This is a genomic window from Flavobacterium aestivum (assembly GCF_026870175.2).
Classification (GTDB): domain Bacteria; phylum Bacteroidota; class Bacteroidia; order Flavobacteriales; family Flavobacteriaceae; genus Flavobacterium; species Flavobacterium aestivum.
On sequence record NZ_CP113977.2, the window covers coordinates 835,201 to 861,641 of the forward strand.

The 26,441-nt window shown below is 31.8% G+C and carries 28 protein-coding genes; 24 read left to right on the plus strand and 4 right to left on the minus strand.

The window, feature by feature from the left end:
* Window positions 1-29 precede the first annotated feature (29 nt).
* Window positions 30-1,304, plus strand: coding sequence for a phosphoribosylamine--glycine ligase (gene purD / locus OZP08_RS03600; protein WP_281323013.1), 1,275 nt, complete (start codon window positions 30-32; stop codon window positions 1,302-1,304).
* Window positions 1,305-1,390: 86 nt separating this feature from the next.
* On the opposite strand, the gene OZP08_RS03605 is transcribed toward purD, so the two are convergent.
* The gene (locus tag OZP08_RS03605; protein ID WP_268848392.1) at window positions 1,391-1,621 is read right to left on the minus strand and encodes a DUF6341 family protein; all 231 of its coding nucleotides are present in this window, start codon (window positions 1,619-1,621) and stop codon (window positions 1,391-1,393) included.
* A 146-nt stretch (window positions 1,622-1,767) separates the two neighbouring features.
* On the opposite strand from OZP08_RS03605, the gene OZP08_RS03610 reads away from it, so the two are divergent.
* Window positions 1,768-2,697, plus strand: coding sequence for a DUF6427 family protein (locus OZP08_RS03610; protein ID WP_281323014.1), 930 nt, complete (start codon window positions 1,768-1,770; stop codon window positions 2,695-2,697).
* Here the strand turns inward: OZP08_RS03610 and upp are convergent.
* On the minus strand, window positions 2,692-3,345 hold the full coding sequence (upp, locus tag OZP08_RS03615; protein ID WP_268848394.1) for a uracil phosphoribosyltransferase: 654 nt from the start codon (window positions 3,343-3,345) through the stop codon (window positions 2,692-2,694). The two genes, OZP08_RS03610 and upp, sit on opposite strands and share 6 nt — an antisense overlap.
* Window positions 3,346-3,446: 101 nt before the next feature.
* Between upp and OZP08_RS03620 the strand changes: the two genes are divergently transcribed.
* Both OZP08_RS03620 and OZP08_RS03625 read left to right on the plus strand, forming a co-directional pair.
* Window positions 3,447-4,052: a DUF4254 domain-containing protein gene (locus tag OZP08_RS03620; RefSeq protein WP_268848395.1), complete on the plus strand. Its 606-nt coding sequence runs from the start codon at window positions 3,447-3,449 to the stop codon at window positions 4,050-4,052.
* A 122-nt stretch (window positions 4,053-4,174) separates the two neighbouring features.
* Window positions 4,175-5,170 carry a glycosyltransferase family 9 protein gene (locus OZP08_RS03625; protein ID WP_281323015.1) on the plus strand — a complete coding sequence of 332 codons (996 nt, stop codon included), beginning with the start codon at window positions 4,175-4,177 and terminating at the stop codon, window positions 5,168-5,170.
* Window positions 5,171-5,212: 42 nt separating this feature from the next.
* On the opposite strand, the gene OZP08_RS03630 is transcribed toward OZP08_RS03625, so the two are convergent.
* A complete protein-coding gene (locus OZP08_RS03630; RefSeq protein ID WP_281323016.1) occupies window positions 5,213-5,482 on the minus strand; it encodes a hypothetical protein in 270 nt (89 codons plus the stop codon).
* 322 nt (window positions 5,483-5,804) lie between these two features.
* Entirely contained in the window at window positions 5,805-6,857 is a 1,053-nt protein-coding gene (locus tag OZP08_RS03635) for a ferredoxin--NADP reductase (protein WP_268848397.1), read from the minus strand.
* A 137-nt stretch (window positions 6,858-6,994) separates the two neighbouring features.
* On the opposite strand from OZP08_RS03635, the gene OZP08_RS03640 reads away from it, so the two are divergent.
* The 20 genes from OZP08_RS03640 to OZP08_RS03735 all read left to right on the plus strand — a co-directional run bounded on the left by OZP08_RS03640 (window position 6,995) and on the right by OZP08_RS03735 (window position 26,437).
* The gene (locus tag OZP08_RS03640) at window positions 6,995-8,458 is read left to right on the plus strand and encodes a DUF5687 family protein (RefSeq protein WP_281323017.1); all 1,464 of its coding nucleotides are present in this window, start codon (window positions 6,995-6,997) and stop codon (window positions 8,456-8,458) included.
* Window positions 8,459-8,517: 59 nt separating this feature from the next.
* Window positions 8,518-9,213: an ABC transporter ATP-binding protein gene (locus OZP08_RS03645; protein ID WP_268848398.1), complete on the plus strand. Its 696-nt coding sequence runs from the start codon at window positions 8,518-8,520 to the stop codon at window positions 9,211-9,213.
* 88 nt (window positions 9,214-9,301) lie between these two features.
* On the plus strand, window positions 9,302-11,962 hold the full coding sequence (gene porW, locus OZP08_RS03650; RefSeq protein WP_281323018.1) for a type IX secretion system periplasmic lipoprotein PorW/SprE: 2,661 nt from the start codon (window positions 9,302-9,304) through the stop codon (window positions 11,960-11,962).
* Between the two features lie 2 nt (window positions 11,963-11,964).
* Window positions 11,965-12,351 (plus strand): bactofilin family protein, encoded by a 387-nt coding sequence (locus OZP08_RS03655; RefSeq protein ID WP_268848400.1) that lies wholly within the window; start codon window positions 11,965-11,967, stop codon window positions 12,349-12,351.
* Complete coding sequence (locus OZP08_RS03660) at window positions 12,338-12,568, plus strand: AtpZ/AtpI family protein (protein ID WP_281323019.1); 231 nt, start codon at window positions 12,338-12,340, stop codon at window positions 12,566-12,568. Before OZP08_RS03655 ends, OZP08_RS03660 begins: the two co-directional genes overlap by 14 nt.
* Before the next feature lie 7 nt (window positions 12,569-12,575).
* Window positions 12,576-12,968 carry a hypothetical protein gene (locus OZP08_RS03665; protein ID WP_268848402.1) on the plus strand — a complete coding sequence of 131 codons (393 nt, stop codon included), beginning with the start codon at window positions 12,576-12,578 and terminating at the stop codon, window positions 12,966-12,968.
* Window positions 12,969-13,088: 120 nt separating this feature from the next.
* Entirely contained in the window at window positions 13,089-14,243 is a 1,155-nt protein-coding gene (gene atpB, locus OZP08_RS03670; RefSeq protein WP_281323020.1) for a F0F1 ATP synthase subunit A, read from the plus strand.
* Between the two features lie 31 nt (window positions 14,244-14,274).
* On the plus strand, window positions 14,275-14,466 hold the full coding sequence (gene atpE / locus OZP08_RS03675) for an ATP synthase F0 subunit C (protein ID WP_185965906.1): 192 nt from the start codon (window positions 14,275-14,277) through the stop codon (window positions 14,464-14,466).
* A 131-nt stretch (window positions 14,467-14,597) separates the two neighbouring features.
* Complete coding sequence (locus OZP08_RS03680; RefSeq protein ID WP_268848403.1) at window positions 14,598-15,098, plus strand: F0F1 ATP synthase subunit B; 501 nt, start codon at window positions 14,598-14,600, stop codon at window positions 15,096-15,098.
* 2 nt (window positions 15,099-15,100) lie between these two features.
* Entirely contained in the window at window positions 15,101-15,634 is a 534-nt protein-coding gene (gene atpH / locus OZP08_RS03685; RefSeq protein WP_268848404.1) for an ATP synthase F1 subunit delta, read from the plus strand.
* Window positions 15,635-15,672: 38 nt separating this feature from the next.
* Window positions 15,673-17,250, plus strand: a complete 1,578-nt coding sequence (atpA, locus tag OZP08_RS03690; RefSeq protein ID WP_281323021.1) for a F0F1 ATP synthase subunit alpha — start codon at window positions 15,673-15,675, stop codon at window positions 17,248-17,250.
* A 90-nt stretch (window positions 17,251-17,340) separates the two neighbouring features.
* Window positions 17,341-18,201, plus strand: coding sequence for an ATP synthase F1 subunit gamma (atpG, locus tag OZP08_RS03695; protein WP_268848406.1), 861 nt, complete (start codon window positions 17,341-17,343; stop codon window positions 18,199-18,201).
* Between the two features lie 534 nt (window positions 18,202-18,735).
* Entirely contained in the window at window positions 18,736-19,179 is a 444-nt protein-coding gene (locus OZP08_RS03700) for a GNAT family N-acetyltransferase (RefSeq protein WP_268849432.1), read from the plus strand.
* Window positions 19,180-19,190: 11 nt separating this feature from the next.
* Window positions 19,191-19,673 (plus strand): hypothetical protein, encoded by a 483-nt coding sequence (locus tag OZP08_RS03705; RefSeq protein WP_268848407.1) that lies wholly within the window; start codon window positions 19,191-19,193, stop codon window positions 19,671-19,673.
* A 47-nt stretch (window positions 19,674-19,720) separates the two neighbouring features.
* Window positions 19,721-21,193, plus strand: coding sequence for a lipopolysaccharide biosynthesis protein (locus tag OZP08_RS03710; RefSeq protein ID WP_281323022.1), 1,473 nt, complete (start codon window positions 19,721-19,723; stop codon window positions 21,191-21,193).
* A gap of 153 nt (window positions 21,194-21,346) precedes the next feature.
* A complete protein-coding gene (gene dut, locus OZP08_RS03715; RefSeq protein ID WP_268848408.1) occupies window positions 21,347-21,781 on the plus strand; it encodes a dUTP diphosphatase in 435 nt (144 codons plus the stop codon).
* Window positions 21,782-21,873: 92 nt separating this feature from the next.
* Window positions 21,874-22,884, plus strand: a complete 1,011-nt coding sequence (locus tag OZP08_RS03720) for a sugar phosphate nucleotidyltransferase (protein ID WP_281323023.1) — start codon at window positions 21,874-21,876, stop codon at window positions 22,882-22,884.
* A 133-nt stretch (window positions 22,885-23,017) separates the two neighbouring features.
* Window positions 23,018-24,370, plus strand: coding sequence for a tetratricopeptide repeat protein (locus OZP08_RS03725; RefSeq protein ID WP_281323024.1), 1,353 nt, complete (start codon window positions 23,018-23,020; stop codon window positions 24,368-24,370).
* On the plus strand, window positions 24,370-25,167 hold the full coding sequence (gene lolB1, locus OZP08_RS03730; protein ID WP_281323025.1) for a lipoprotein insertase outer membrane protein LolB1: 798 nt from the start codon (window positions 24,370-24,372) through the stop codon (window positions 25,165-25,167). Before OZP08_RS03725 ends, lolB1 begins: the two co-directional genes overlap by 1 nt.
* A 61-nt stretch (window positions 25,168-25,228) precedes the next feature.
* Entirely contained in the window at window positions 25,229-26,437 is a 1,209-nt protein-coding gene (locus tag OZP08_RS03735; protein ID WP_281323026.1) for a murein hydrolase activator EnvC family protein, read from the plus strand.
* Window positions 26,438-26,441 lie beyond the last annotated feature (4 nt).

The following is a 26,441-nucleotide window of genomic DNA, read 5'->3' on the forward strand; positions in this document are numbered from 1 at the left end:
TTTGCAACACAACTTTATAAAACTACACCATGAATATTTTATTACTAGGATCTGGAGGAAGAGAACATGCTTTTGCATGGAAAATGATTCAAAGTCCCCTTTGTGACACCCTTTTTGTAGCACCAGGAAACGCAGGTACTGCACAAATTGCAAAAAATATTGACATCAGTGCCACCGATTTTGACGCTATAAAAGCATTGGTAGTCAAAGAAAATATAAAAATGGTAGTGGTTGGACCAGAAGATCCTTTGGTAAAAGGGATTTATGATTTTTTCTCAAATGACAAGGATTTAAAAGATATCCCAGTAATTGGACCTTCAAAACTTGGTGCAACGCTAGAAGGAAGTAAAGAGTTTGCCAAAGAGTTTTTAATGAAACACAACATACCTACAGCGGCTTACGATAGTTTTACTGCCGAAACTGTTGAAAAAGGATGTCAGTTTCTAGAAACATTGCAACCTCCGTATGTACTAAAAGCAGATGGTTTAGCAGCAGGAAAAGGGGTTTTAATCATTCAGGATTTGGCCGAAGCCCAAGCTGAATTAAGAAATATGCTGGTACACCAAAAATTTGGTTCAGCAAGTTCAAAAGTGGTAATTGAAGAATTTCTAGATGGAATCGAACTAAGTTGTTTTGTACTTACTGATGGGAAAAGCTATAAAATTTTGCCAACAGCCAAAGATTACAAACGTATAGGCGAAGGTGATACAGGTCTAAATACAGGCGGGATGGGAGCAGTTTCTCCAGTACCTTATGTAGATGCCGTTTTGATGGAAAAAATAGAAACCCGTATAGTAAAGCCTACTATAGAAGGTTTTCAAAAAGATGGAATTCCGTATAAAGGTTTCGTATTTATAGGTTTGATCAATGTTAATAACGAACCAATTGTTATTGAATACAATGTGAGAATGGGAGATCCAGAGACCGAAGTTGTAATACCAAGATTAAAATCAGACTTGGTAGAATTGTTTTTGGCTGTAGCCAATGAAAAACTAAACGAGTTTAACCTTGAAGTTGATGAAAGAAGCGCAACGACGGTTATGATTGTTTCTGGAGGATATCCTGAAGATTTTGAAAAAGGCAAAGTAATTACAGGATTAGAAACGGTTACAGATTCTATCGTTTTTCATGCAGGAACCAAGTTAGATAATGGTAATGTTGTATCTAATGGAGGAAGAGTTATGGCAATTACTTCTTATGGAGATAATTTTCAAGAAGCTTTAGATAAGTCTTATAAAAATGTAAATCAACTACACTTTGATAAGATGAATTTCAGAAAAGATATTGGATTCGATTTAATCTAAAAACAAAAAAACTACTTAGATTTTAATTTTTATAAAAGTTAAAATCTAAGTAGTTTATATTTATAATGCTACAGGAGCTAAAATCTCTATCCTAAAAATGAATGAGCAGTAGTATCTTGATTTTCCTCTCCTTTTTCTTCATAAATTTTCAATTGTTTAACCCAGTAAACGATTGCTACAGCACAAATAATCATGAAGATCCAGTTGATGGTATTAGCACCAAACCATGTTTTAAGCTCTAATGAACGTAAAAAGTCTAAAGGAGCGAATAAAATGTTTACAAATAAGTATTGTATTCCTTCAAAAAATGATGTCATAATGAATATATTTTATTTTATTATTTTTTATGTTTTGGAGTCGAGAACATCAATAAAAAAATTTTCTAAAGAATCTTTTTTAATCTAGCTCATTTCCTTTTTAAACAAGTATTATATTTACAGTCACAAAAGTATAAAATATCCTTATGATAACAAGTGTTTTTAGAAAATCTACACCATTAAATTTTTCTTTAGTGGTTATTTTAATGTTGGTTTTCTTTTTTCTATATCAAATCCAAGAACCAACTTGGACGAATTCTGTTATTTCAATTCTTCAAAGAGTAGGACTATTTAGTATTTTATTGGGAACAGTTTTTCTTGCCAGTTTTATTTCAAAACGCAACGGATTGAGCAAAGACAGTACTTACACCGCTTTTTTTTGTTTTTTGTTTCTGCTTTTTTTTCCGGATTTATTCAATAACCCAAATCTGATTCTTGCTAATTTTTTTATACTGTTAGCCATTAGACGACTTGTTTCTTTACAAACATTAAAAGAAACAAAAGAAAAGCTTTTTGATGCTTCTTTATGGATTTTTGTAGCCGCATTATTTCAGTTTTGGAGTATTTTATATATTCTTCTGGTTTTTATATCAGTTATATTCCATGTATCTAGGGATTATAGAAACTGGGTTATTCCTTTTATTGCACTTTTTGCGGTTTCGATATTATTTATTTCATGCTCTTTGATCTTTGATATCAACAGTATTGCTTTTTTACAAAAAAACAGTAAAATCAATTTAAGCATAGATTACTTTACAAATAATTATCAAAATGCAGCTTTTTCTATTTATGCTACAGTGGCTTTATTTTTTGTAATATCTATGTTTTCAACACTTTCGAATAGACCTTTAGTGTTGCATTCTTCTTATAAAAAAGTGATTGCTTCTTTTTTTATAGGGATTTTAATTTTTGTATTATCGAACAACAAAAGCAATGAATTATTAGTTTTTACTTTTGCACCATTGGCGATAATGGCAACATCACATATCGAGATTGCTCAACCAAAATTAAAAGAAGAAATTGTAATGTTTGTGCTTTTGGCTTGTAGTTTATTTGCGTTCTTCTCTCAGTTATAATTTGTTTCCATAAGCTAGATCACCAGCATCTCCCAGTCCTGGAATAATGTAACTCTTGTCATTGAGTTTCTCGTCTAATGAGGCAATCCAAAGATGACAGGTATCAGGAAGATGTTTTTTTAGATACGAAATACCTTCTGGAGCGGCAATAATCACTGCAATATGAATTTCTTTAGGAGTTCCTCTTTCCATTAACTTATTAAAAACTGCTACTATAGATTGTCCAGTTGCGAGCATCGGATCTAGTAGAAAAACATTTTTGTTATTAATATCGGCAATAGCCTGATATTCTACTAAAATATCAAAATCAGCATCATGGTTAGGGTGGTGTCTGTAAGCCGAAATAAAACCATTTTCCGCATTGTCAAAGTAGTTTAAAAAACCTTGATGTAAGGTCAGTCCAGCTCTTAGAATAGAGCACAGAACTAATTGATCTGCAATTTCAGTAGTTTTTTTAACACCAAGAGGAGTTTGTATTTCGATAGCTTTGTAAGATAATGATTTACTCATTTCATAAGCCATAATCTCACCAATTCGTTCTATGTTTCTGCGAAAACGCATACTGTCATTTTGAACTTTTATATTTCTAATTTGGCTTAAAAAATGATTTAGCACACTATTATTTTCTGATAAATAATGAATTTCCATGAAGTAGGTGTTTGGTCCCGAAACGTCGGGATAATTTTTGGAGTTTTCTATAAACTATAAAAGTATAAAAAGTATCTTTGTATCACAAAAATGATAAAGATATGTTTTCTAAATTAGCTTATTCTGTTTTCGAACAAAGTATTAAAGATTATCACCAGTTTGATAATGTTGACCAACCTATAAACAATCCTTTCCCAAAAGATAAGTTTGAACATTTATTGTATTTAAAGAATTGGATTGATACCGTGCAATGGCATTTTGAAGACATTATTCGTGATCCAAATATTGATCCAGTTGCTGCTTTGACTTTGAAAAGAAGGATAGATGCTTCTAATCAAGAGCGTACAGATATGGTAGAATATATCGATAGTTATTTTCTTCAAAAATATAGTGATGTTGTTGTAAAAGACAATGCCAAAATCAACTCTGAAAGTCCTGCTTGGGCTTTTGACAGATTGTCTATCTTGGCTCTAAAAATTTACCATATGCAAGAGGAAGCAACTCGTGCTGAAGCTTCGCAAGATCATAGAGACAAATGTCAGGCAAAATTGAATGTTTTATTAGAACAAAGATCAGACTTGTCAACAGCGATTGATGATTTATTAAAAGATATTGAAAATGGTGATAAATTCATGAAAGTGTACAAACAAATGAAAATGTACAATGATGATGAATTGAATCCTGTTTTGTACCAAAATAAAAAGTAATAAAAATTATTTTAACCATTAAGGAATTAAGAATATTAAGTAAAGCTTAATGAAACTTAATTCCTTAATGGTTTTTTATACCAATTAGTTAATTGTCAAAAAAAATTAAACATATAGCTGTTATGAGACTCTCCGCAATGGGAGATGTCGCCATGACGGTTCCTGTTTTACGTGCTTTTGCAAATCAGTATCCAGAAGTAAAAATTACAGTTGTTTCCAGGCCTTTTTTTAAACCTTTTTTTGATGGAATTCCCAATCTTTCTTTTTTTGCTTTTGATGAAAAAGTAAGGCACAAAGGACCATTAGGATTATTTAGATTGTTTCAGGATTTAAAAGTATTAAAGATCGACGCTTTCGCCGATTTGCACAATGTCTTGCGATCAAAAATTGTACGGACATTTTTTGCTTTAAGCGGAAAAAAAATAGCTTCGGTAGACAAAGGAAGAGAAGAGAAAAAAAGCTTGACTCGTCCCGAAAATAAAATTTTTAAGCCATTGACCACCATGTTTGAACGACACACTAAAGTGTTTGAAGAGCTTGGTTTTTCTGTGAATTTAGCGAATCCAATATTTCCTAAAAAAGCCGTTTTAGATTCTGAGATTCTGAATCTAATAGGTAATTCACAACAAAAATTAATTGGTGTTGCACCTTTTGCACAATACAATTCCAAAGTATATCCTCAGGATTTGATGCAAAAAGTAATAGATATTCTAGCATTAGATCAAAACAATACCATTTTGCTTTTTGGTGGCGGAAAAAAAGAAATCGAAATTTTGAATACGATGAGTTCCGGGAAAGAGAATGTCATCAATATGGCTGGAAAAATAAAGTTTCAGCAGGAATTGCAACTTATATCAAATCTAGACGTAATGCTTTCAATGGATTCCGGAAATGCCCATATTGCGGCAATGCTTGGGGTAAAAGTCATTACACTTTGGGGTGCAACACATCCTTATGCCGGATTTTCTCCTTTTAATCAACCATTGGAAAACGCATTGGTTTCGGATAGGGATTTGTATCCAAAATTACCAACATCTGTTTACGGCAATAAAAAAGTAGACGGTTATGAAGATGCTATGCGAACTATTGCTGTAGATGACATAGTTTCTAAAATTTAAACTGCATTTTTCAGGTAATTAACCCAAAAAATGCAGTTTAATTTAAGCCACTAAGTTATATTCTCCATTCAAATCAAGAAGAAAATAACCTATTATTTTCTTTTTTTTCCTATCTACAACAATTACAACAAAATTATTTTCTTTTTCGGTAAACAGTAGAATGTGCTCAAATTCTCCTGTCGAGTTGCGGTAAATTTTATGTATTAATTCCTGTTCTTTAATTTTTTTGGATACAGTTTTAGCCGATTTTAATTTGTCTACATATGGCCAAATATTAAAAATAATCACTTCTGCGGGTGCTATTTCTTTCATTTTTCCAATCATTGTAGATTTGTATTTTTCTTTTGTAAGTAGCTTGGGTTCTTTTTTGTTTCTCGATTTTTTAATTATAATGATGGCACACAAAAAAGCTGTTATTACAAAAAGCGAAATAAAATACAGGTGAATGTGGTGATGGATTGTCATGGCATTTTATGTATTAGTTAGTATTAGGCTCAACTCAATTTGATCTACCTTAAAATCAGGCAGATTGTGATGGTCATAATTATTCTACTAATATAATAAAAATCAAGACTTTATTAAAATAAAAAACTTCCCTTTTCAGAGAAGTTTTTGTTAATTATTTATTTTTATTTTATACATCATCAAAGTCTACTCGTATGCTAGGAGTAGTTGGATGCGCTTGACAAGTCAGTATTAAACCTTCTTCGATTTCGCTATCAGTAAGAATAGAGTTTTTCTTCATTAATGCTGCTCCAGAAGTTACACGAGCCAAACAACTGCTGCAAATACCTCCTTGACAAGAATATGGTGCATCAATTCCTTGTTTTAGGGACGCCTCAAGAATGGTTTGCTTTTGTGACATTTCAAAAGTTGTTTCTTCATCATCGACCATAACAGTGATTTTAGAGTGCCCAACTAACGCTTCTTGAATAGTATTTTCGTGTGAAGAGGTTTTGAAAAGCTCGAATTTTACAGCTGAGTCTTTCACGTTTTTTTCTTTCAAAATACCAGAAACCGTATTGATCATTTCTTCTGGTCCACACAAGTAGAATTTTTCAAAATCTAATGCTGAGTGTTTATTATTCAAAACAAAGTTTACTACAGATTTGTCAATTCTACCAAAAACAGCATTTTCGACATTAGCTTGACTATAAACATAATGTATAAATAAGCGTCCTACATATTGCAATTGCAAATCGTGCAATTCTTGGTGAAAAATGGTTTCTTCAGGAGATTTGTTTCCATAAACGAGAACAAAAGAACTTTTTGGTTCGCTTTTTAAAACTGATTTTATAATTGATAAAACAGGAGTAATCCCGCTACCAGCTACAAAAGCAATATAATTTTTTTGACGGTCTATTTCAGGTTCAAAAATAAATTTTCCTTCTGGTTTTCCTACTTCAAGTACATCACCCGCTTTCAATTTACTATTGGCAAATTGAGAAAAAGCGCCATTCTTTACGGCTTTTACCGCAATTCGTAATTCTCCGCTTGTAGGAGCAGAACAAATAGAATAGGCACGACGGATTTCTGTATTATCTAATGTCAGTCGTAAATTAATGTATTGACCGGCTATAAAAGTATAATTGGATTTTAATTCTTCGGGCACATTAAAAAGTATAGAAACAGCGTCTTTGGTTTCGCGTTTTACTTCTTTTACAATCAGTTTTAGGAAAGATGGCATAGGAATATTTTTTTTTGCAAAAGTAATAAAACTATTTAGGATTGAAAGGATTTGATACAATTCAAGTTTAAATTCTATTTGTTTTTGTAACATTTTCCTACCCCAAACTACTTATTGCAAAACCAAACTAAATAACCATGTTTACAAAATTTATTTATCTCGAGTGGAAATCCTTCACGAGATCAGCTTCTTTCACTTCGAATTTAGCTTTAAAAATTTTAATGGGATTTCTGGTCCTATATTTTGCATTAGTTTTTTTAGCATTAGGAGTTGGGTCTTTTTATATCCTAAAGGAAATGAAATTAGATCCTTTGGTAACCATAAACAAGTTCTTAATTTATTATTTTTTGATGGACTTGATTATTCGGCTTTTGTTGCAAGCGATTCCGGTAATGAATATTCGTCCATTATTGACTATGCCGTTCAAGCGATCAACAATTGTACATTTCTCTTTAGGGAAAACAGGATTGTCTTTTTTTAATTTGGTTCATGCTTTTTTCTTTCTGCCTTTTTGTGCGGTTTTAATTTATGAAGGTTATGATGTAATTAGTGCATTACTTTGGTTAATTGCTCTTTATTCTATAGTATTTGCGAATAATTTCTTGAATATTTTATTGAATAACAAAGACAACTTGTTAGGTGTTTTTATCACAGTCGTTGTGATTTTGGCGGGTTGTCAATATTACAAACTTTTTGATGTTACGCTTTACAGTTATCCATTTTTTGAAGCATTATTCCATACCAAATGGGCTTTTTTACTGCCAGTCGCAGTTGTGATGGGGTTGTATTATTGGACATATAATTACCTAAAAGGAGATTTGTATCTTGATGCAGGACTATCTGCTAAAAATGATATTGCCAAAACGGAAAATCTAACATGGTTGAACCAATTTGGAACATTAGGGACATTCTTAAAAAATGACATTAAATTAATCAAAAGGAATAAACGTTCAAAAACCACTGTTGGTTTAAGTGTGATGTTCTTGTTTTATGGGCTACTATTTTTCAATAGCAATTCACATCAACCTCCAGTGATGCAAATTTTTGCTGGAATATTTGTATCGGGCGGATTTTTATTCACTTTTGGTCAGTTTGTACCAAGTTGGGATAGTTCTTATTATCAATTGATGATGACACAAAATATTCCATACAAAGGTTATTTGAATTCAAAATGGTGGCTGATTGTAATGGGTACAGCAGTTTCAACCATTTTAGCTTCCTTTTATTTATATTTTGGCTGGCAAGTATATCTTACCATAGTTGCAGGAGCCATTTATAATATTGGTGTAAACTCGCATTTGGTATTGTTAGGAGGTGCATTTACAAAAACGCCAATAGATTTATCAATGTCAAAAGGTGCATTTGGAGACAAAAAAGGTTTTAATGTAAACACGATGTTACTTTCAATTCCCAAATTAATACTGCCATTAGTATTATATTGGCTGGGCTCATATATAATAAGTCCAAAATTAGGTTTGGCTTTTGTGGCTCTTGCGGGAGTATTAGGATTTATGTTTAGAAATAGCGTTTTCTCAATAATTGAAAAAATTTATAAAAAGGAGAAATATAAAACCATTGCAGCTTACAAACAAAAGGGTTAATAAAAAATCACTTTTCAGAGTGTTTAACCCAAAATCACAATCTAAAATCTAAAATAACCATGATACAAGTAAATAATCTTTCCAAAGAATATAACGGAACTACCGTATTGAATATAGAGTCATTAGAAATTCCAAAAGGACAAAGTTTTGGATTAGTAGGAAATAATGGAGCTGGGAAAACCACTTTTTTTAGTTTGTTATTGGATTTAATTCAGCCAACAAAGGGAAATATTTTAAATAATGAAGTTCAGGTAAGTACCAGTGAGAATTGGAAACCTTTTACAGCTTCTTTTCTGGACGAGAGTTTCTTAATAGGATATTTAACTCCCGAAGAATACTTCTATTTCATAGGAGATTTAAGAGGAGAAAATAAAGCTGATGTTGATGCTTTATTGGCTAAACATGAAGAATTTTTTAATGGTGAAATCCTTAAAAACAAAAAATATTTACGCGATTTATCTAAAGGGAACCAAAAGAAAGTGGGTATAATAGCTACTTTAATTGGTAATCCAGAAGTAATTATTCTAGATGAACCTTTTGCGAATTTAGATCCCACAACAGTAAATAGATTGAAAAAAATTATTAGAGAATTGGCTGATAACCCTAATATTACAGTACTCGTATCAAGTCATGATTTACAGCACACAGTTGATGTTTGTGATAGAATTGTTGCTTTGAATAAAGGAGAATTGGTCAAAGACATGCCAACTTCAAAAGAAACATTACAGGAATTAGAATTGTTTTTTGCGGTTTAAATTTATATATATTTCAAAAAGAAACGTATTTTTACCAGTCATATACTAAAATACTTTTTTAAAAGTTTAATGACTTAAACGTTTGCCCTTGGATAGTAATAAGCCAAAATATATTTTATCAGTACTATTTTTATCTTTCTTGATAGCCTGTTCTACCAAGAAGGATACTTTTTTGGCTAGAAATTCCCATGCCTTAAGCACAAAATATAATATTTTATATAACGGACAAATTGGTCTAGATAAAGGCCTTAAAGGAATTAATGATAATACGGCTGAAAATTTTTGGAAGCGTTTACCTGTCGAGAAAATGCAACTCAAAGATGAGTTGCCAGCCGCAGATGGAAAATCTAAAAATGCTGATTTTGAACTCGCTGAAGCCAAAGCAACCAAAGCGATTCAAAAACATTCCATGAATATTGATGGAAGAGAAAAGAATTATCAAATAGACGAAGCTTATTTGTTACTTGGAAAAGCAAGGTATTATGATCAGAGATTTATTCCTGCTTTAGACGCTTTCAATTACATTTTATACAAATATCCCAACAGTAGTAATATTTATGAAGCCAAAATTTGGCGTGAAAAAACCAATATTCGTTTAGGGAATGATGCATTAGGAATAAAAAATATTTCTAAACTTATAGAGGATAGTAAGTTAAGCAAACTAAAAAATAATAAGTTAAACAAACAGGAATATGCAGATGCGAATGCAATTTTAGTTAGTGCATTTTTGGATATTGAACAAAAAGACAGTGCAATAGTAAAATTAAAATTAGCCAATAAATTCACAAAGCGTAATGAAGATAAAGAGAGATATTCTTTTTTATTAGGGCAGTTGTATGAAGAATCAGGGCAAAAGGATAGTGCCATTTATTTTTATCAGACAGTTATTGATATGAATAGAAAGGCAGAAAGAAAATTTGTGATTCAAGCTTATGCCAAAAAAGCGAAACTCAACAATTATAAAAACGAGGACTATGATTTGTTTGTCGAAAAATCCAAAAAGATTATGGAAGACAGAGAAAACAGACCCTACCTAGATGTTATATATCATAATATTGGAATTTTTTATGATAATAATAATGATAAAAAAATGGCATTAGATTATTATAATGCTTCATTAGAGGCAAAATCTACAGATGCTTATTTGAATGCGTCCAATTATAGAAATATAGGAAATCTATACTTTAAAGATACAGATTATCTAAATGCCGCAAAAAACTACGATAAGTCTTTGGCCTTAATGGATGTGAAGTCCAGAGAATTTCTTAAAATTCAAAAAATCAGAAAAGACCTTGATGAAGTCATACTCGATGAAGCTATTGCCAAAAAGAATGACAGTATTATCTATGTAGCCGGATTAAAGGAACCAGAGCAAATTATTTATTTCGAAAATTATATTCAAAAATTAAAGAGTAGAGACGAACTAAAAAAACTTTTAGAGGATAAACAAAAAAAGATAGAAAATAACATTGCCATTAACAGCGCTTCAAATGTGCAAGATGGGGCTATTTCTAATAAAAATATAGGAGCACCTAATAAAATATCAGGAGTTGTGCCACCAGATAATAATAATTCTCAAGAAAAAGAAAAGATAAATACTTTCTATTTCTATAATCCAAATACTGTGGCATATGGTAAGTTAGAGTTTAAAAAGAGATGGGGAAACAGAACTCAAGTTGGTTATTGGAGATTATCGGCAATTGCAGCACCAGTTGCTAATAATAATCCTGATGCAAATAAAACAGAAGTTGAAACAGATGCGAAAACTGCTCCAGTAGCGGTAAACGAAAAATATACTACGGATTATTATATGAAGCAACTTCCAAAATCGCAAACGGTTGTTGACAGTCTGGTTAAAGAAAGGAATTCAGCCTATTATAGACTTGGAGTTACTTATAAAGAAAAATTTAAAGAATATGATTTGGCCAGTAACAAACTGGAACAATTATTACTGTTCAATCCAGAAGAGAAATTAATACTTCCTACAAAGTATAATTTATATAAGATCTATCAAATCACAAATAGCGCCAAAGCTGAAGCGTTGAAGAATGAGATAACGACTCAATATCCAAATTCTCGTTACGCAAACATAATTAACAATGCGGGTTCAAATAATGAAATCGTACAAGATACACCCGAAGGTGTGTATAATAAATTATATAGGTTATACGAAGAGGAATATTTTACATCCGTATTAAAACAAGTAGATGGTTTAATAGAAAATTTTTCTGGCGATCCAATAATTTCAAAATTCGAATTGCTAAAAGCATTTACCATTGGAAAATTATATGGACTTGATGCTTACAAAACAGCGATACGATACGTGGCTGATAATTATGCCACTACCGAAGAAGGGAAGAATGCTATTGAAATTCTTAAAACACAAATTCCATCTCTGGAACAAATGAATTTCAGTACAGCCGAATCAAAGAATTGGAAGGTTATTTTTAGAATTGCCAATAATGACGAGAAAAGTGCTGCAGCAATTGAGAGTAAGTTAGCGTTGTTTTTTGCAAATGAAAATGTTGAAAAGCTAAGATATAGCTGTGATCCCTATAACGAAAAAGAAAGTTTTATTTCGATTCATGGAATACACACAGAGGCTTATGCCAAATTTGTAGCGACCCTTTTGGCCGAAAACATTAAATACAAAATAAATCAACCAGGAATTGCTATTTCTAATGAAAACTACAAAATAGTTCAAATCAAAAAAAATCTTGAAGATTATCTTTCACTAAAAAAACCTTAATTATGTTTGAAAAAAAACCAAAATCTTTGACAGATCTTTTAGGGAAAACAAATAGAATTGTTGAGGAAACTATAATGAGGGGAGATATTGTTTCTCAAGCTGATTTTAGACTAGACGGATCGCTTGTAGGCAATTTCTCTTCAAACGGAAAGTTAGTAATTGGTCCAGCGGGGAGTGTGATAGGAGAGATAATTTGTCAAAACGCAGATATAGAAGGTAAGTTTGAAGGTAAAATGAAGGTTGATGATACTTTAAACATAAAAGCATCGGCCATAATTATTGGTGATGTCACAGTTGGAAAACTATCTGTAGAACCAGGAGCTGTCTTTAGCGCAACCTGTATTATGAAACCCAATTCTACACAAGGGATCACAAATGACAACCAATAATAATCCTAAGAAAAACAATTATAATAAATGGTTGGCCTTAATTAATATCCCAATCCAAATGGGAGTTATTATATTTTTGTTTTCCTATCTGGGAAACTGGCTCGACGACAATCATCCTAGTACAAAAGTGTATTATGTAAAAATTATGGTGATGATAGGTGTTTTTTTAGCCTTATATAATGTCATCAGGCAAGTAAACGAAATCAATAAAAAGTAATCATATAATGAATTTTAAAAAGGTCTTACCATTTATAACTTTGTTAAGCATTGTCCTTGCAATTTATCTCATTCATAGAATTATTTTTTATACTTTCAATATAGATACTAACACATTTAAGTATTCTTTAGAAGAACTTTATCTGTTTTTCTCCCTTTTATCAGTCATTATTTTTAAAGTATTGCTAATTGTAAAAGAAAAAAGTTTTGACAATGTTGGAATGTCTTTTCTTTTGGCTACAAGTATAAAAATGATTTTTTGTTACTTGATAGTTAGACCATTATTGCAAATTCCCAAGCCCAATAACCCGACAGAACGGATAAATTTTTTTGTCTTATTTATTGTCTTTTTAGCAATTGAAACACTTTTTACAATACGATTAGTTAACGAAAAAGCGTAAATACACGATATGACATAAAAATGTTTGAAAAATTTAAATTTATATGCTTTTGAGTATTAATAAAAAATGTACATTTGCACCAAATTTTAGAATCGTAAAAAATTTAGATATTTAACAGATATGGTGATTTCAAACAAGGCACTTAGATTTTTTATAGCGACTTTCGTTATATGTCTTCCTTTTATTAGTATGGCAAACCCTGAAACGGATACTACAAAAGTTCAAACTGCAGTAGCTCATGAAGGGACTGAAGCAAACCACGAAGCGCATGCTGAACCAACAGATGTGAAATCTAAAGTAAAAGCATTTGTAAAGCACCACGTTTTAGATTCTCATGAATTTTCTTTTTTCCAAGATGATGAAACAGGAGTACACTATGGTTTTTCATTACCAGTTATTATTTGGGACAATGGATTGCAAATTTTCTCTTCTTCAAAATTTGAGCACGGAGAAGCTGTTGCCGAATCAAATGGAAATTTCTACAAATTAAACCACCACGACGGAAAAATTTACAAAACTGATGCTGCCGGTACAATTACCGAAGATGAAAAAACAGGACACCCTACAAATGTACGTCCTTTGGATTTTTCAATTACAAAATCAGTTTTATCAATAATGATTGCTGCTGTTTTGATGTTTTTCATTTTTACAGGTTTAGCAAAATCTTATGCTAAGAATAATGGAATCGCTTCAGGTGGAGCTCGTATTTTTGAGCCATTGGTATTATTTATCCGTGATGAGATTGCAATTCCAAACATTGGAGAGAAACATTATAAAAGATACATGAGTTATTTATTGACTATCTTTTTCTTTATTTTATTTTTAAATATTTTTGGTCTAATGCCATTTGGTATCAACGTTACCGGAAATCTTACTATTACTTTTTCATTGGCAATCCTTACTTTTTTAATTACAAACTTTACTGCTAATAAAGAGTATTGGGGTCATATTTTCTGGATGCCAGGTGTACCAAAACCAATGAGAATTATTTTGGCTCCGATTGAGTTATTAGGTATTTTTATTAAACCATTTTCATTAATGATACGTTTGTACGCTAATATTTTTGCGGGACATATTGTATTAATGAGTATTATTGGTTTAATGTTTATATTTAAAAGTTGGTTAGGAAGTAGTTTATCATTTGGATTGTCATTTGCACTTTCTATTCTTGAAATATTGGTTGCATTTTTACAAGCTTATATATTTACGATGTTGTCTGCACTTTATTTTGGTTCAGCAGCACAAGAACACGGGCATGAAGAGTCGCACATTTAATTTTAATGTTTAATTTTTAATTATATATATTATGGAAATTCCACAAATCGTAGGAGCAGGATTGATCGTTATCGGAGCAGGTTTAGGTATTGGTAGAATCGGTGGTTCAGCAATGGACGCTATCGCTCGTCAACCAGAAGCTTCTGGAAAAATCCAAACTGCAATGCTTATTGCAGCTGCACTTATTGAAGGTATTGGTTTTGCTGCGTTATTCGCATCTTAATTAAAACTAAAAAAGAACAATAGTTACAACGGTTGGTTGTAACTATTGTTTTAATTAAATGTCGAAAATTATATTAAACAGATTAAATTTTATTTTTTAAAATAGAATTTACACTATACAATTTATAAAAAATGGAAAAGTTAATAAATCAGTTTGAGTTCGGTTTGTTTTTCTGGCAAGTATTAATATTTGTTGGGTTAATATTGTTATTGAAAAAATTCGCTTGGAAACCTATCCTTGATGCAGTAAACGATAGAGAAGAAGGAATTAAAAATGCTTTGCTTTCTGCTGAAAACGCTAGAAAAGAAATGCAAAATTTACAAGCAGACAACCAACGTATTTTACAAGAAGCAAGATTAGAGCGTGACAACATGCTTAAAGAAGCTCGTGAAATGAAAGAGAAAATGGTTGAAGATGCTAAAAATGAAGCTCAAGCTCAAGGACAAAAAATGATCGATCAAGCTAAAACGGCTATTGAGAGTGAAAAAAATGCAGCTATGGCAGAATTGAAATTACAAGTTTCTACATTGTCTCTTAGTATTGCTGAAAAATTATTGAAAGATGAATTATCTAACAAAGAAGCTCAAACTAAATTGGTTGAGAAAATGTTAGGTGACGTTAAATTGAACTAATTATGGCAAGTACTAGAGCAGCAATTCGTTATGCGACTGCAATTTTAGATTTATCTAGTTCTAAAGGTGTATCTGAAGTTGTGAATAATGACATGAAATCTATTGCTTCAACAATTAAAGGTAATGAGGAGTTGAATACTTTTATTCAAAACCCAACTATAAAAGTAGAAGTAAAAGAGAAAGCACTTTTAGAAGTTTTTGCTGGTGTGGATAATGTAACTAAAGGATTGCTTCATTTGTTATTTGAAAACAAAAGATTCGAAATTCTGGATGTTATTGCATTAGAATACAGTAAATTATTTGATGTTAAGAATAATGTTGAAGTAGCAAAAGTAACTACAGCTATAGCTATGGATGCTGCACTTGAGGCTAAAGTTTTGGCTAAGATTGCAACCCTTTCAGACAAAAAAATTACAATAGAAAGTATAATAGATCCTTCTATCATTGGAGGTTTTATTTTAAGAATAGGCGATCAGCAGTATAATGCTTCAGTTGCCAACAGATTACAAGTATTAAAAAGAGAGTTAAGTAATTAGTTTTATTACACATTTAAGTGTCTAAATTATAAATTAAGATGGCGGAAATCAAACCTGCTGAAATTTCAGCAATATTAAGAAAGCAAGTCGAAGGTTTTGAATCTGGTGCTACGCTAGAGGAAGTAGGAACAGTACTTCAAGTTGGAGATGGTATTGCTCTTATTTATGGGCTTTCAAATGTTCAATACGGTGAATTAGTTGAATTCGAAAACGGATTAGAGGCTATCGTTTTGAACCTTGAACAAGACAATGTTGGTGTGGTACTTTTAGGACCATCAACAGGAATCAAAGAAGGATCTACTGCAAAAAGAACTCAACGTATTGCATCTCTTAAAACAGGAGAAGGAATGGTAGGACGTGTAGTGAACACTCTTGGTTTTCCAATTGACGGAAAAGGACCAATTGGTGGTGAATTATTCGAAATGCCTTTAGAAAGAAAAGCTCCTGGAGTTGTATTCCGTCAACCAGTTACTGAGCCATTGCAAACAGGAGTAAAAGCTGTTGATGCTATGATCCCTGTAGGTAGAGGACAACGTGAGTTGGTTATTGGTGACCGTCAAACAGGAAAATCAACTGTTTGTATCGATACCATCTTAAATCAAAAAGAATTTTACGATGCTGGAAAACCAGTATTTTGTATCTATGTAGCTATTGGTCAAAAAGCTTCTACAGTTGCAGGAATTGCAAAAACGTTAGAGGAAAAAGGAGCAATGGCTTATACAGTGATCGTTGCAGCTAATGCTTCTGATCCAGCTCCAATGCAAGTATATGCTCCTTTCGCAGGTGCTGCAATTGGTGAATATTTTAGAGATTCAGGTCGTCCAGCTTTAATTGTTTATGATGATTTATCTAAACAAGCTGTTGCTTACCGTGAGGTTTCACTTTTATTAAGAAGACCACCGGGACGTGAGGCTTACCCTGGAGACGTTTTCTACTTACACTCTCGTTTATTAGAAAGAGCTTGTAAAGTTATCGCTGATGACAGTATCGCTAAAAATATGAACGATTTACCTGATTCATTAAAAGGTATCGTTAAAGGTGGTGGTTCATTGACTGCTTTACCAATTATCGAAACTCAAGCAGGTGACGTATCAGCATATATCCCAACAAACGTAATTTCGATTACAGATGGTCAAATTTTCTTGGATGGAGATTTGTTTAACTCAGGGGTTCGTCCAGCAATCAACGTAGGTATTTCTGTATCTCGTGTTGGAGGTAATGCTCAAATTAAATCAATGAAAAAAGTATCAGGTACTTTAAAATTAGATCAAGCACAATTCCGTGAATTGGAAGCGTTTGCTAAATTTGGATCTGATTTGGATGCTGTTACATTAAACGTTATCGAAAAAGGAAAAAGAAACGTTGAGATCTTGAAACAAGGTTTGAACGATCCTTATACTGTTGAAGACCAAGTTGCAATTATTTATGCTGGTTCTAAAAACTTATTAAGAGATGTTCCTGTAAATAAAGTAAAAGAATTTGAGAAAGATTTCTTGGAATTCTTGAACAACAAGCACAGAGCTACTCTTGATGCTTTGAAAGCAGGAAAATTGACAGACGAAATTACAGATGTAATTGAAACTGTAGCAAAAGAAATTTCAGCGAAATATAACTAATTAGATGATTCGTAAATTAGATAATTAGAGAATGTTTTAGCATTATTCTAATTATCTAATTTTAAAATTGTCACATTTTCTAATTTACAAATGGCAAACTTAAAGGAAATCCGTAATAGAATTACTTCCATTTCATCAACGATGCAAATCACATCGGCAATGAAAATGGTTTCTGCAGCAAAGCTGAAGAAAGCACAAGATGCGATCACAGCAATGCGCCCTTATGCCGAAAAATTAACTGAATTATTACAAAATCTTTCAGCTACACTTGAAGGTGATGTTGGAGGAGAATTTACAACACAACGTGAAGTAAAAAAAGTTTTACTTGTTGCCATAACTTCAAACAGAGGTTTGTGTGGAGCATTTAATTCGAATGTAATTAAAGAAGCTAAAAGCCGTTCTGAATATTATGCTGGAAAGCAAGTTGATGTTTTTGCTATAGGTAAAAAAGGTAATGATATATTATCAAAAACACTAAAAGTTATTGATAATCAAAGTACTATTTTTGATCATTTATCATTTGATAATGTGGCTGCAATTGCAGATACATTAACTCAAAAATTTGTTACTGGTGAATATGATAGAATAGAGTTGATTTACAATCAATTCAAAAATGCTGCGACACAAGTTGTTCTAACAGAGCAATTTTTGCCATTGGCACCTATAAAATCGGACAAAGCAGTTTCTACTGGTGATTATATTTTCGAACCTTCAAAAGAGGAAATAGTTTTAACATTAATTCCTAAAGCATTGAAAACTCAATTGTTTAAAGGAATTCGTGACTCATTTGCTTCAGAACACGGAGCGCGTATGACTGCAATGCACAAAGCAACAGATAACGCAACCGAGTTGAGAGATCAATTGAAATTGACATACAATAAAGCCCGTCAAGCAGCTATTACTAATGAAATCCTTGAGATTGTTGGTGGAGCAGAAGCATTGAAAGGATAATTTATAAAATGCATAAAATGAAAAAAGAGCCGAATGGCTCTTTTTTTTTGCTTTGTTTTTAGGAACAAATAGCTTTATAATCCTTATATGCTCTATGTTTAAGGGTGTATTATAGCTTTTCCCTGTGCTTTGTTTTTAAGGAACAAATAGCTTTATAATCCTTCTGCTCTATGTTTAAGGGTGAACTTAGCTTTTCCCTGTGCTTTGTTTTTAGGAACAAATAGCTTTATAATCCTTTATGCTCTATGTTTAAGGGTGTATTTTAGCTTTTCCCTGTGCTTTGTTTTTAGGAACAAATAGCTTTATAATCCTTTTTGCTCAATTTTTTAAGGGTGAATTTTAGCTTATCCCCATGCTTTGTTTTGTGGGGATCAATTAGCTTTATAAACCCCTTTATCTAAATTTTGTTATACAAATGTCGGTCATTATGAAGGTTTGTACAATACCCACTTTTAGTGATTTTTCAATAAATTTTCTTCTCTTTTCTGAATGGTTCTTTTTTGTTTATTTTTGTTCTTTCTATTTTTAAATTCTATTCAATTGAAAGCCGTAGAACTCACCACAATTTCAGAAATGCTTGCTCAAATAGGAGTAATGCGACATTTATATCCAAAACTTACTTTGGAAAAATATGAAAGTTATTTAAAGGAAATGGTTCCTCATAATTATAAGCAATTAGCTGTTTTTGAAGATGAAATTTGTGTAGGAGTGACCGGTTTTTGGACAGCTATGAAACTATGGACGGGTAAGTATATCGAAATAGATAATTTTATTGTTCATTCAGATCACAGAGCAAAAGGAGTTGGTAAAATGATGACCGATTATATTGATGCTAAAGCGAAAGCTGAAAATTGCAATGCCATTGTTCTAGATGCTTTCACCGGAAATTTTACAGCTCATCGTTTTTATTATAACCAAGGTTATGCACCTAGAGGTTTCCATTTCTTGAAAATACTAGATGAAGAAGGATTAACTTAAATAAAGAAAAAATGAAAGTTGGTTTTAAGAAATATGTTTTTTTATTGATTTTTGCTGGCTTTTCCCATGTTGTTTTAAGTCAAAAGCTCGGAACTGTTTTTCCTCAGCAAATAGCAGAAGTATATTATCAGCGATGTAAAGGAGATTCTGTAGTAATCGAAACTCGTTTTAACATTAGATTCAAAAAACCGCTTTCGGCAAATATTCAACTTCAGAAAATTTATTTTCATTATCAAGAAGCAGGTTTTGAGCTAAAACCCAATACTATTTATGTTGCCTATTTTTATTCAAAAAGTAGTAAACAAGATTATATTATGGATTCCGATTCAACCAAAGAATATGGAAATAAACCACCACTGATAGCAAAACCAAAATTTGACTTAAAAGCTAATGAAGCTGTAGTAAAATATCTAAAAAATGGAAAAACCTACTATTATAAAATTACCAATGTAAAAGAATTACCAATGATTGTTTATCCTACGATGAATAAATAAAAGAATTAGTTATTTTTGTGTTATAATTAATAAACAGACAGTACATTTTGGGATTATATAAAAAACTTTTTCAACAAACGGCCATTTACGGGCTTGCAACAGTAATACCAAGGATGTTCAGTTTCTTGTTGGTACCATTGTATACAGGATTGCTTCCACAAGAAGAGTACGGAAAAGTATCAATTATATTTGCTTGGATGATTTTTTTCAATGTAATCCTAGCCTACGGAATGGAAACTGCTTTTTTTAGATTTTATAATAATAAAAATGAAAACAAAGCAAGCGTAGTAGAAACTACAACTGTTTCTATTTTTTGGTCTACGATTCTTTTTGTTTTTATAGCATTATTGTTTCGAAATTCGTTGGCTCAATGGTCTGGAGTAGACACTCAATACATTACGTATTCTATTTGGATTTTGGCTTTAGATGCTTTGGTTATTGTTCCATTTTCTAAGTTAAGAGCTAATCAAAGACCCAAGTTTTATGCATTAATCAAAATTGGGAATGTTGTAGTTAATCTATCGTTTAACCTATTCTTTTTGATATATTTACCAAGCGTTTCGGTATCTCAGCCGGACAGTTTTTTGAGTTCCGTTTATATTGACAACTTTCAAATTGGTTATATTTTCCTTGCCAATATTATTGCTAGTTTTTTAACTTTCATTGTGCTTTTCCCTGATTATTTTGCCATCAAATGGAAATTTGATTATGAGCTTTGGAAACGTATGATGCGTTATGGATTACCTATTATGATCGCCGGAATTGCTTTTGCAATCAACGAACAATTTGATAAAATTCTCTTGGGGGATCTATTACCAGCCAATATTGCCAAAGCACAAGTAGGTGTATATTCCGCTTGTTATAAGTTGGGTCTGTTTATGGTTTTGTATCGAACAGCTTATACGTTAGGAATTGAGCCTTTCTTTTTCAGTCATGCTTCTAATGATAATGCCCAAGAAACTTACGCAACGATTACCAAATATTTTGTGATTTTTGGTTCCTTTATATTATTATCAGTAATAGTATTTGCAGATATTTTAAAACAAGTTATGATACCCAACTCTTCATATTGGGAAGCAATGAAAGTGGTGCCACTGATTATTTTAGCCAATTTTTTTCTGGGTATTTATACGAACCTTTCAGTTTGGTATAAATTGATTGATAAAACCTATGTGGGAGCTTATATTTCTATAGTTGGTGCAGTAGTAACTTTGGCATTAAACTATTTATTGATTCCTAAATACGGTTATTATGGTTCAGCGATTGCTACTATTTCTGCCTACGGAAGTATGATGTTTATTTCTTATTATCTAGGAAATAAGTATTACCCAATTCCTTATGACAAGAAAAAGATAGTTGGTTATCTTACGTTATCTACTGGTTTTTCATGTATTTCTTTTTATGGTTTTAGAGAGAATTATTATATCGGAATCTTGCTTCTAGGAATATTTCTGGGATTTATATACTACAATGAAAAAGAAACACTTTTACGAATTTTAAAACGTCCAATAAAAAATTAGGAGCTATTTCCTGTTTCAGATGTAATCTTTAAATTATTATAAAGGGATTTCTACTGTAAACGAAGCTCAATTAACTCCAGTTGAAATAAAAGTTAAGTGAAGTAATCAGGGCTAGGATATCTCGTAATCAACAATATTTATATTAAAAAAAGAATGAAAATAAACATTATCAATAAATCACAACACGCACTCCCAAACTACGAAACGATTGCTTCTGCCGGGATGGATTTAAGAGCTAATTTAACTCAGCCTATAACATTGCAGCCTCTGGAAAGAACCATTGTAAAAACGGGTCTTTTTATAGAATTGCCTATAGGTTATGAAGCTCAAGTACGCCCTAGAAGCGGATTGGCTGCAAAAAATGGCATAACTGTTCTTAATGCGCCCGGAACAGTCGATGCTGATTATAGAGGTGAAATTGGAGTAATTTTAGTAAATTTATCTAATGATCCATTTGTTATCGAAAATGGAGAACGAATAGCTCAACTTATCATTGCCAAACACGAACGTGCTGAGTGGTTAGAAGCACTTGAATTAACTGAGACTTCAAGAGGTGCGGGTGGATTTGGAAGTACAGGAGTAAAATAAATTAATTTAATAATTTGAAGATTAAATAATTGAAAGATTTTTGATTCTAATTTTTCAATCTTTTAACTTTTCGATCTTTTAATAAAAAAAACATGAAAATAATTATACCAATGGCAGGACGTGGATCACGCCTTCGCCCACATACATTAACAATACCTAAACCTTTAATACCAATTGCAGGAAAACCAATTGTACATCGTTTAGTCGAAGATATTGCTGGCGTTTTAAATCAAGATATTGAAGAAATAGCATTTATTATTCACGAAAGTTTTGGAAAAAAAGTAGAAGATGATTTAATTGCAATTGCTCAAAAATTAGGAGCCAAAGGAACCATTTATTATCAAAATGAGGCACTAGGAACAGGTCATGCCATTATGTGCGCCCAAGATTCTTTGAGCGGACCAGCAGTTATTGCTTATGCTGATACTTTAATTCGTGCTAATTTTGATTTAGATACAAATGCTGACAGTGTTATTTGGGTAAAACAAGTAGATCAGCCAGAAGCATTTGGTGTGGTAAACTTAAATGGTGCTAATGAAATAATTGAATTGGTAGAAAAACCTAAAGAATTTGTTTCTGATCTTGCCGTTATCGGAATTTATTATTTTAAAGATATAGCTGTTTTAAAAAATGAACTTCAGTTAGTGCTAGATAACAATATTATTCACGGAGGAGAATATCAAATCAATGACGGAATAAAGCAGATGATGGCTAAAGGAATGAAATTTGTTCCAGGTGAAGTAGATGAATGGATGGATTGCGGAAACAAAGATGTTACTGTTGAAACTAATTCTAGAATGCTAGGTTTTCTTCATAAGGACGGAATTGATTTGGTAGATAAAAGTGTAAGATTAGATAATTCTACGATTATCCCACCTTGTTATATAGGAGAAAATGTGATTTTAATCAATTCTACAGTTGGGCCAAATGTATCATTGGGTAATGCATGCCATGTACAAAATAGTAAGATTCAAAATAGTTTGGTGCAAACCCATTCACATATAAAGAATGCCAATTTAGACAATGCAATGATTGGAAACCACGCTAATTTTGATGGGAATTTCACTAATGTAAGCATTGGGGATTATTCTGTTCTAGAATAGTTTAAAGCGTACATAAAAAAAATATCAAGCAGCATTATTTAAGTTTTTATTATGCTGCTTTGTTGTTTTTTTAATTTATTTTGCAAAGGAGAACAATTCTATATGATTTTGTTACCAAAGAGCACTCTTTTAAATGATAAAAAAAATAATTTCCATATTCACTTTTTCTGTTTTGCTAAGCAATTCAGTTACTGTATTGGCACAAACCGAGCCTGATCAAATTAAGGTGGAGGGAGATAAATTCCAAGATTTTTTTTATGAATCGTTATTTCAAAAAAGCATTGAAAACTATGATAAATCTCTAGCATCATTAGAACAATGTTTAAAATTGAAACCCAATGATGCAACCGTTTATTTTGAATTTGGGAAAAATTACTTTGCTCTAAAAGATTATAAAAATGCCTACGATTCATATGAACACGCCACTCAAATAGATCCCAATAACAAATGGTTTTGGGTAGGGATGTATGATGTATGTTATGTTACAAAGGATTTTAATCAAGCCATAATTATTGTCAATAAAATTATTCCTTTTGATCCAGAATATAAAGAAGACCTGGTTTCTTTATATATGGCAACACATCAATATGATAAAGCGCTTGAGGCTATAAATGAGCTGAATGAGAAAACCGGAAAAACAGACAGAAGAGAAATATACAAAATGGAGATTTTGTCTGAAGGGAAATATCAAAATGCAGAAATAACAAATCTATTAGATCAAATAAATAAAAACCCAAAAGAAGAGTCTAATTATATTGCTTTGATTTTTTTGTATTCTAAAAATAATGAAGAGGCAAAAGCATTAGAGATTTCACAAAAATTAGAAAAGGAAATCCCAGAATCAGTTTGGGCGCAAGTGAGTTTATTCAAAAGTTATTTAGAAAAGAATGATGGACCAAATGCTGTAAAAGCAATGAATATAGTTTTGGCCAGCCCAAAAATTGATTCAAAAATCAAGCATCGTATTCTTAATGAATTTTTACTTTTTACCAATGCCAATCAGCAATTTACGCCCGATTTGGATAATGCAATAGGTTATTTCAAGACAGACAAAGAAATTAATGTTCCAAAGGAAATAGGTAAGTTTTACCAGAATAAAAAACAATGGGCCAATGCGATTAAATATTATGAACTATCGGAGAAAAACAATTCTGAAGTCGATATTGAAACAAGTTTGCTTTGGCTTCAAGCCAATACAGAACTCAAACAATTTGAGCCTGTAGCCAAAAAAGCGATGGCCATGATTGAAACTTTTCCTGCAGAACCTCAGTTTTATTATTATGCAGGGTTGGCAAACAATCAATTGCAACATTATAAGAAAGCCAAAGAAACTCTTGAGATGGGCTTAGATTATGTTGTAGAAAATGTTAATTTAGAAATTAATTTTAATATACAACTTGGCGAAGCTTTCAATGGATTAGGAGATGCAGCGAAGAAAGAGTTTTATTTTAGTAAAGCCAATCAATTAATAAAAGAAAAAAAATAATGAATCAATTTCTGATAAGAGTGCTTTTTGTTTTAATGATTTGCTTCACGAGTTCCTTAACACTCGTGTCGTGTAAGTCAAAAGCAGTAGCTGTAAAAGAAAATACTAATTTAAATCATTTGACTGCAGATCGAATTGTAAAGAATTACTATAATAATAAAAGTGATTTTTCAACATTATATATTAAATCAAATGTAAAATATAGTGACGAGAAACAAACTCAAAATGTAACTGCCGAAATCAAAATCAAGAACAACGAACAGATTCTGATTAGTATTCGGTTTCTAGGAATAACAATGGCCAAAGCCCTGATTACTCCAACAGCAGTAAGCTATTATGAGAAAATAAGCGGAAGTTATTTTGAAGGTGATTTTAGTACACTAAGTGAGTGGTTGGGAACTGATTTAGATTATAAAAAGATTCAAAACATGCTGATTGGCCAAGCTATGGATGATTTAACGAAAGGAGAATATCAAGATTCATTGGTAGATCAAACATACCGTTTAGAAGACATTTCTAATAAAGAGACCAAAAAATATTTCTTTTTTGATACTCAAAAATTCCTGCTCAATAAGCAAGAGATTACTCAAACTGCTAAAAACAGAATGATTCAGGTTTCATATTCTGATTCTAAGCTGTATAATGAATCCATGTTTCCTTCAAATGTTGTAATCAATGCCATTCAAGATAAAGGGAAAACGGAAATAAATTTAGGATACAATGCCATAACCATAAATGAAGAACTTTCTTTCCCATATAGCGTTCCAAATGGTTATAAAAGAATTTTAATTAAGTAAATTTGAACAAATTCAATTTTTTAAGATGCCTAGATTTATTTTAAGCCTAATTTTTTTAACTATGACCTCAGTAATGTGGGGCCAGGAATCGCAACAGGAGAAATTAGAAAAGCGTAAAGCCGAAATTCAACAAGAGATTTTGGCTAATGAAAAGTTATTGCAAACGGTAAAGAAAAAAGAAAAATCTGCCGTTAATGTGGTTGTTTTGCAGAATAATAAAATAAAATTAAAAGAAAAGCTGATTAATACTACGGAGAAACAGGCTAGGATTCTAAGCAATGACATGTATATTAATCAGTTGAAAATTAATAAACTGAATAGGGAGTTGGTTGTGCTCAAAGAAGATTATGCAAAGATGATTGTGAAATCATACAAAAGTAGATCGGAACAAAGTAGAGCCATGTTTTTATTGTCATCCGAGAATTTTTTGCAGGCATATAAAAGAGCTCAGTATATGAAACAATATACAAGTTTCAGAAAGATGCAAGGAGAAGAAATCAAATCAAAAACAGATGAGTTACTTGGTTTTAATAGAAAATTAGACACTCAAAAAGTAGCCAAAAAGAAACTGATAGCCGAAAATAATAAAGAAAAAATGTCTCTTGAAAAAGAGAGAAAAGAGCAAGAAAAGCTCGTTAACTCGATAAAAAAAGACAAGAAAAAAATTATTGCTAGTATCAAGAAAAAACAGCAGGAGTCCAGAGCTATTGACAGACAGATAGATCGTTTAATTCGAGAAGCTATTGCAGAGGCCAACAGAAAAGCTGCTAGCGAAAATGCAAAAAACAATCCAAATGCTCCAGTACCAGCCTATACATCATCTAGAATTGTATTAACAGCCGAATCCAAAATATTGGCTGATAATTTTAGAGCCAATAAAGGGAAATTGCCTTGGCCAGTAGAAAAAGGTTTTGTGTCATTAGGATATGGAGACCAGCCGCATCCGGTTTATCCAAGTTTGGTGATTCACAATAGCGGAATAGAAATCACCACAGATCAAGGGGCAACTGCAAGAGCGGTCTTTGGAGGAGAGGTGACAAGTGTTATTGTTTTATCACCCGTAAACAAAGCAGTAATGATACAACATGGAGATTGTTTTACGGTGTATCAAAATTTAAGTTCAGTTTTTGTAAGCAAAGGAGATAAGGTAAACATCAAACAAAGTCTTGGAAAAATTAGAACTAACGGAGAGGGTAAAACCATTTTAAAGTTTACCATTTCTCAAAATACTACATATAATAATCCAGCGTCTTGGTTGTATAATATGTAGCCAA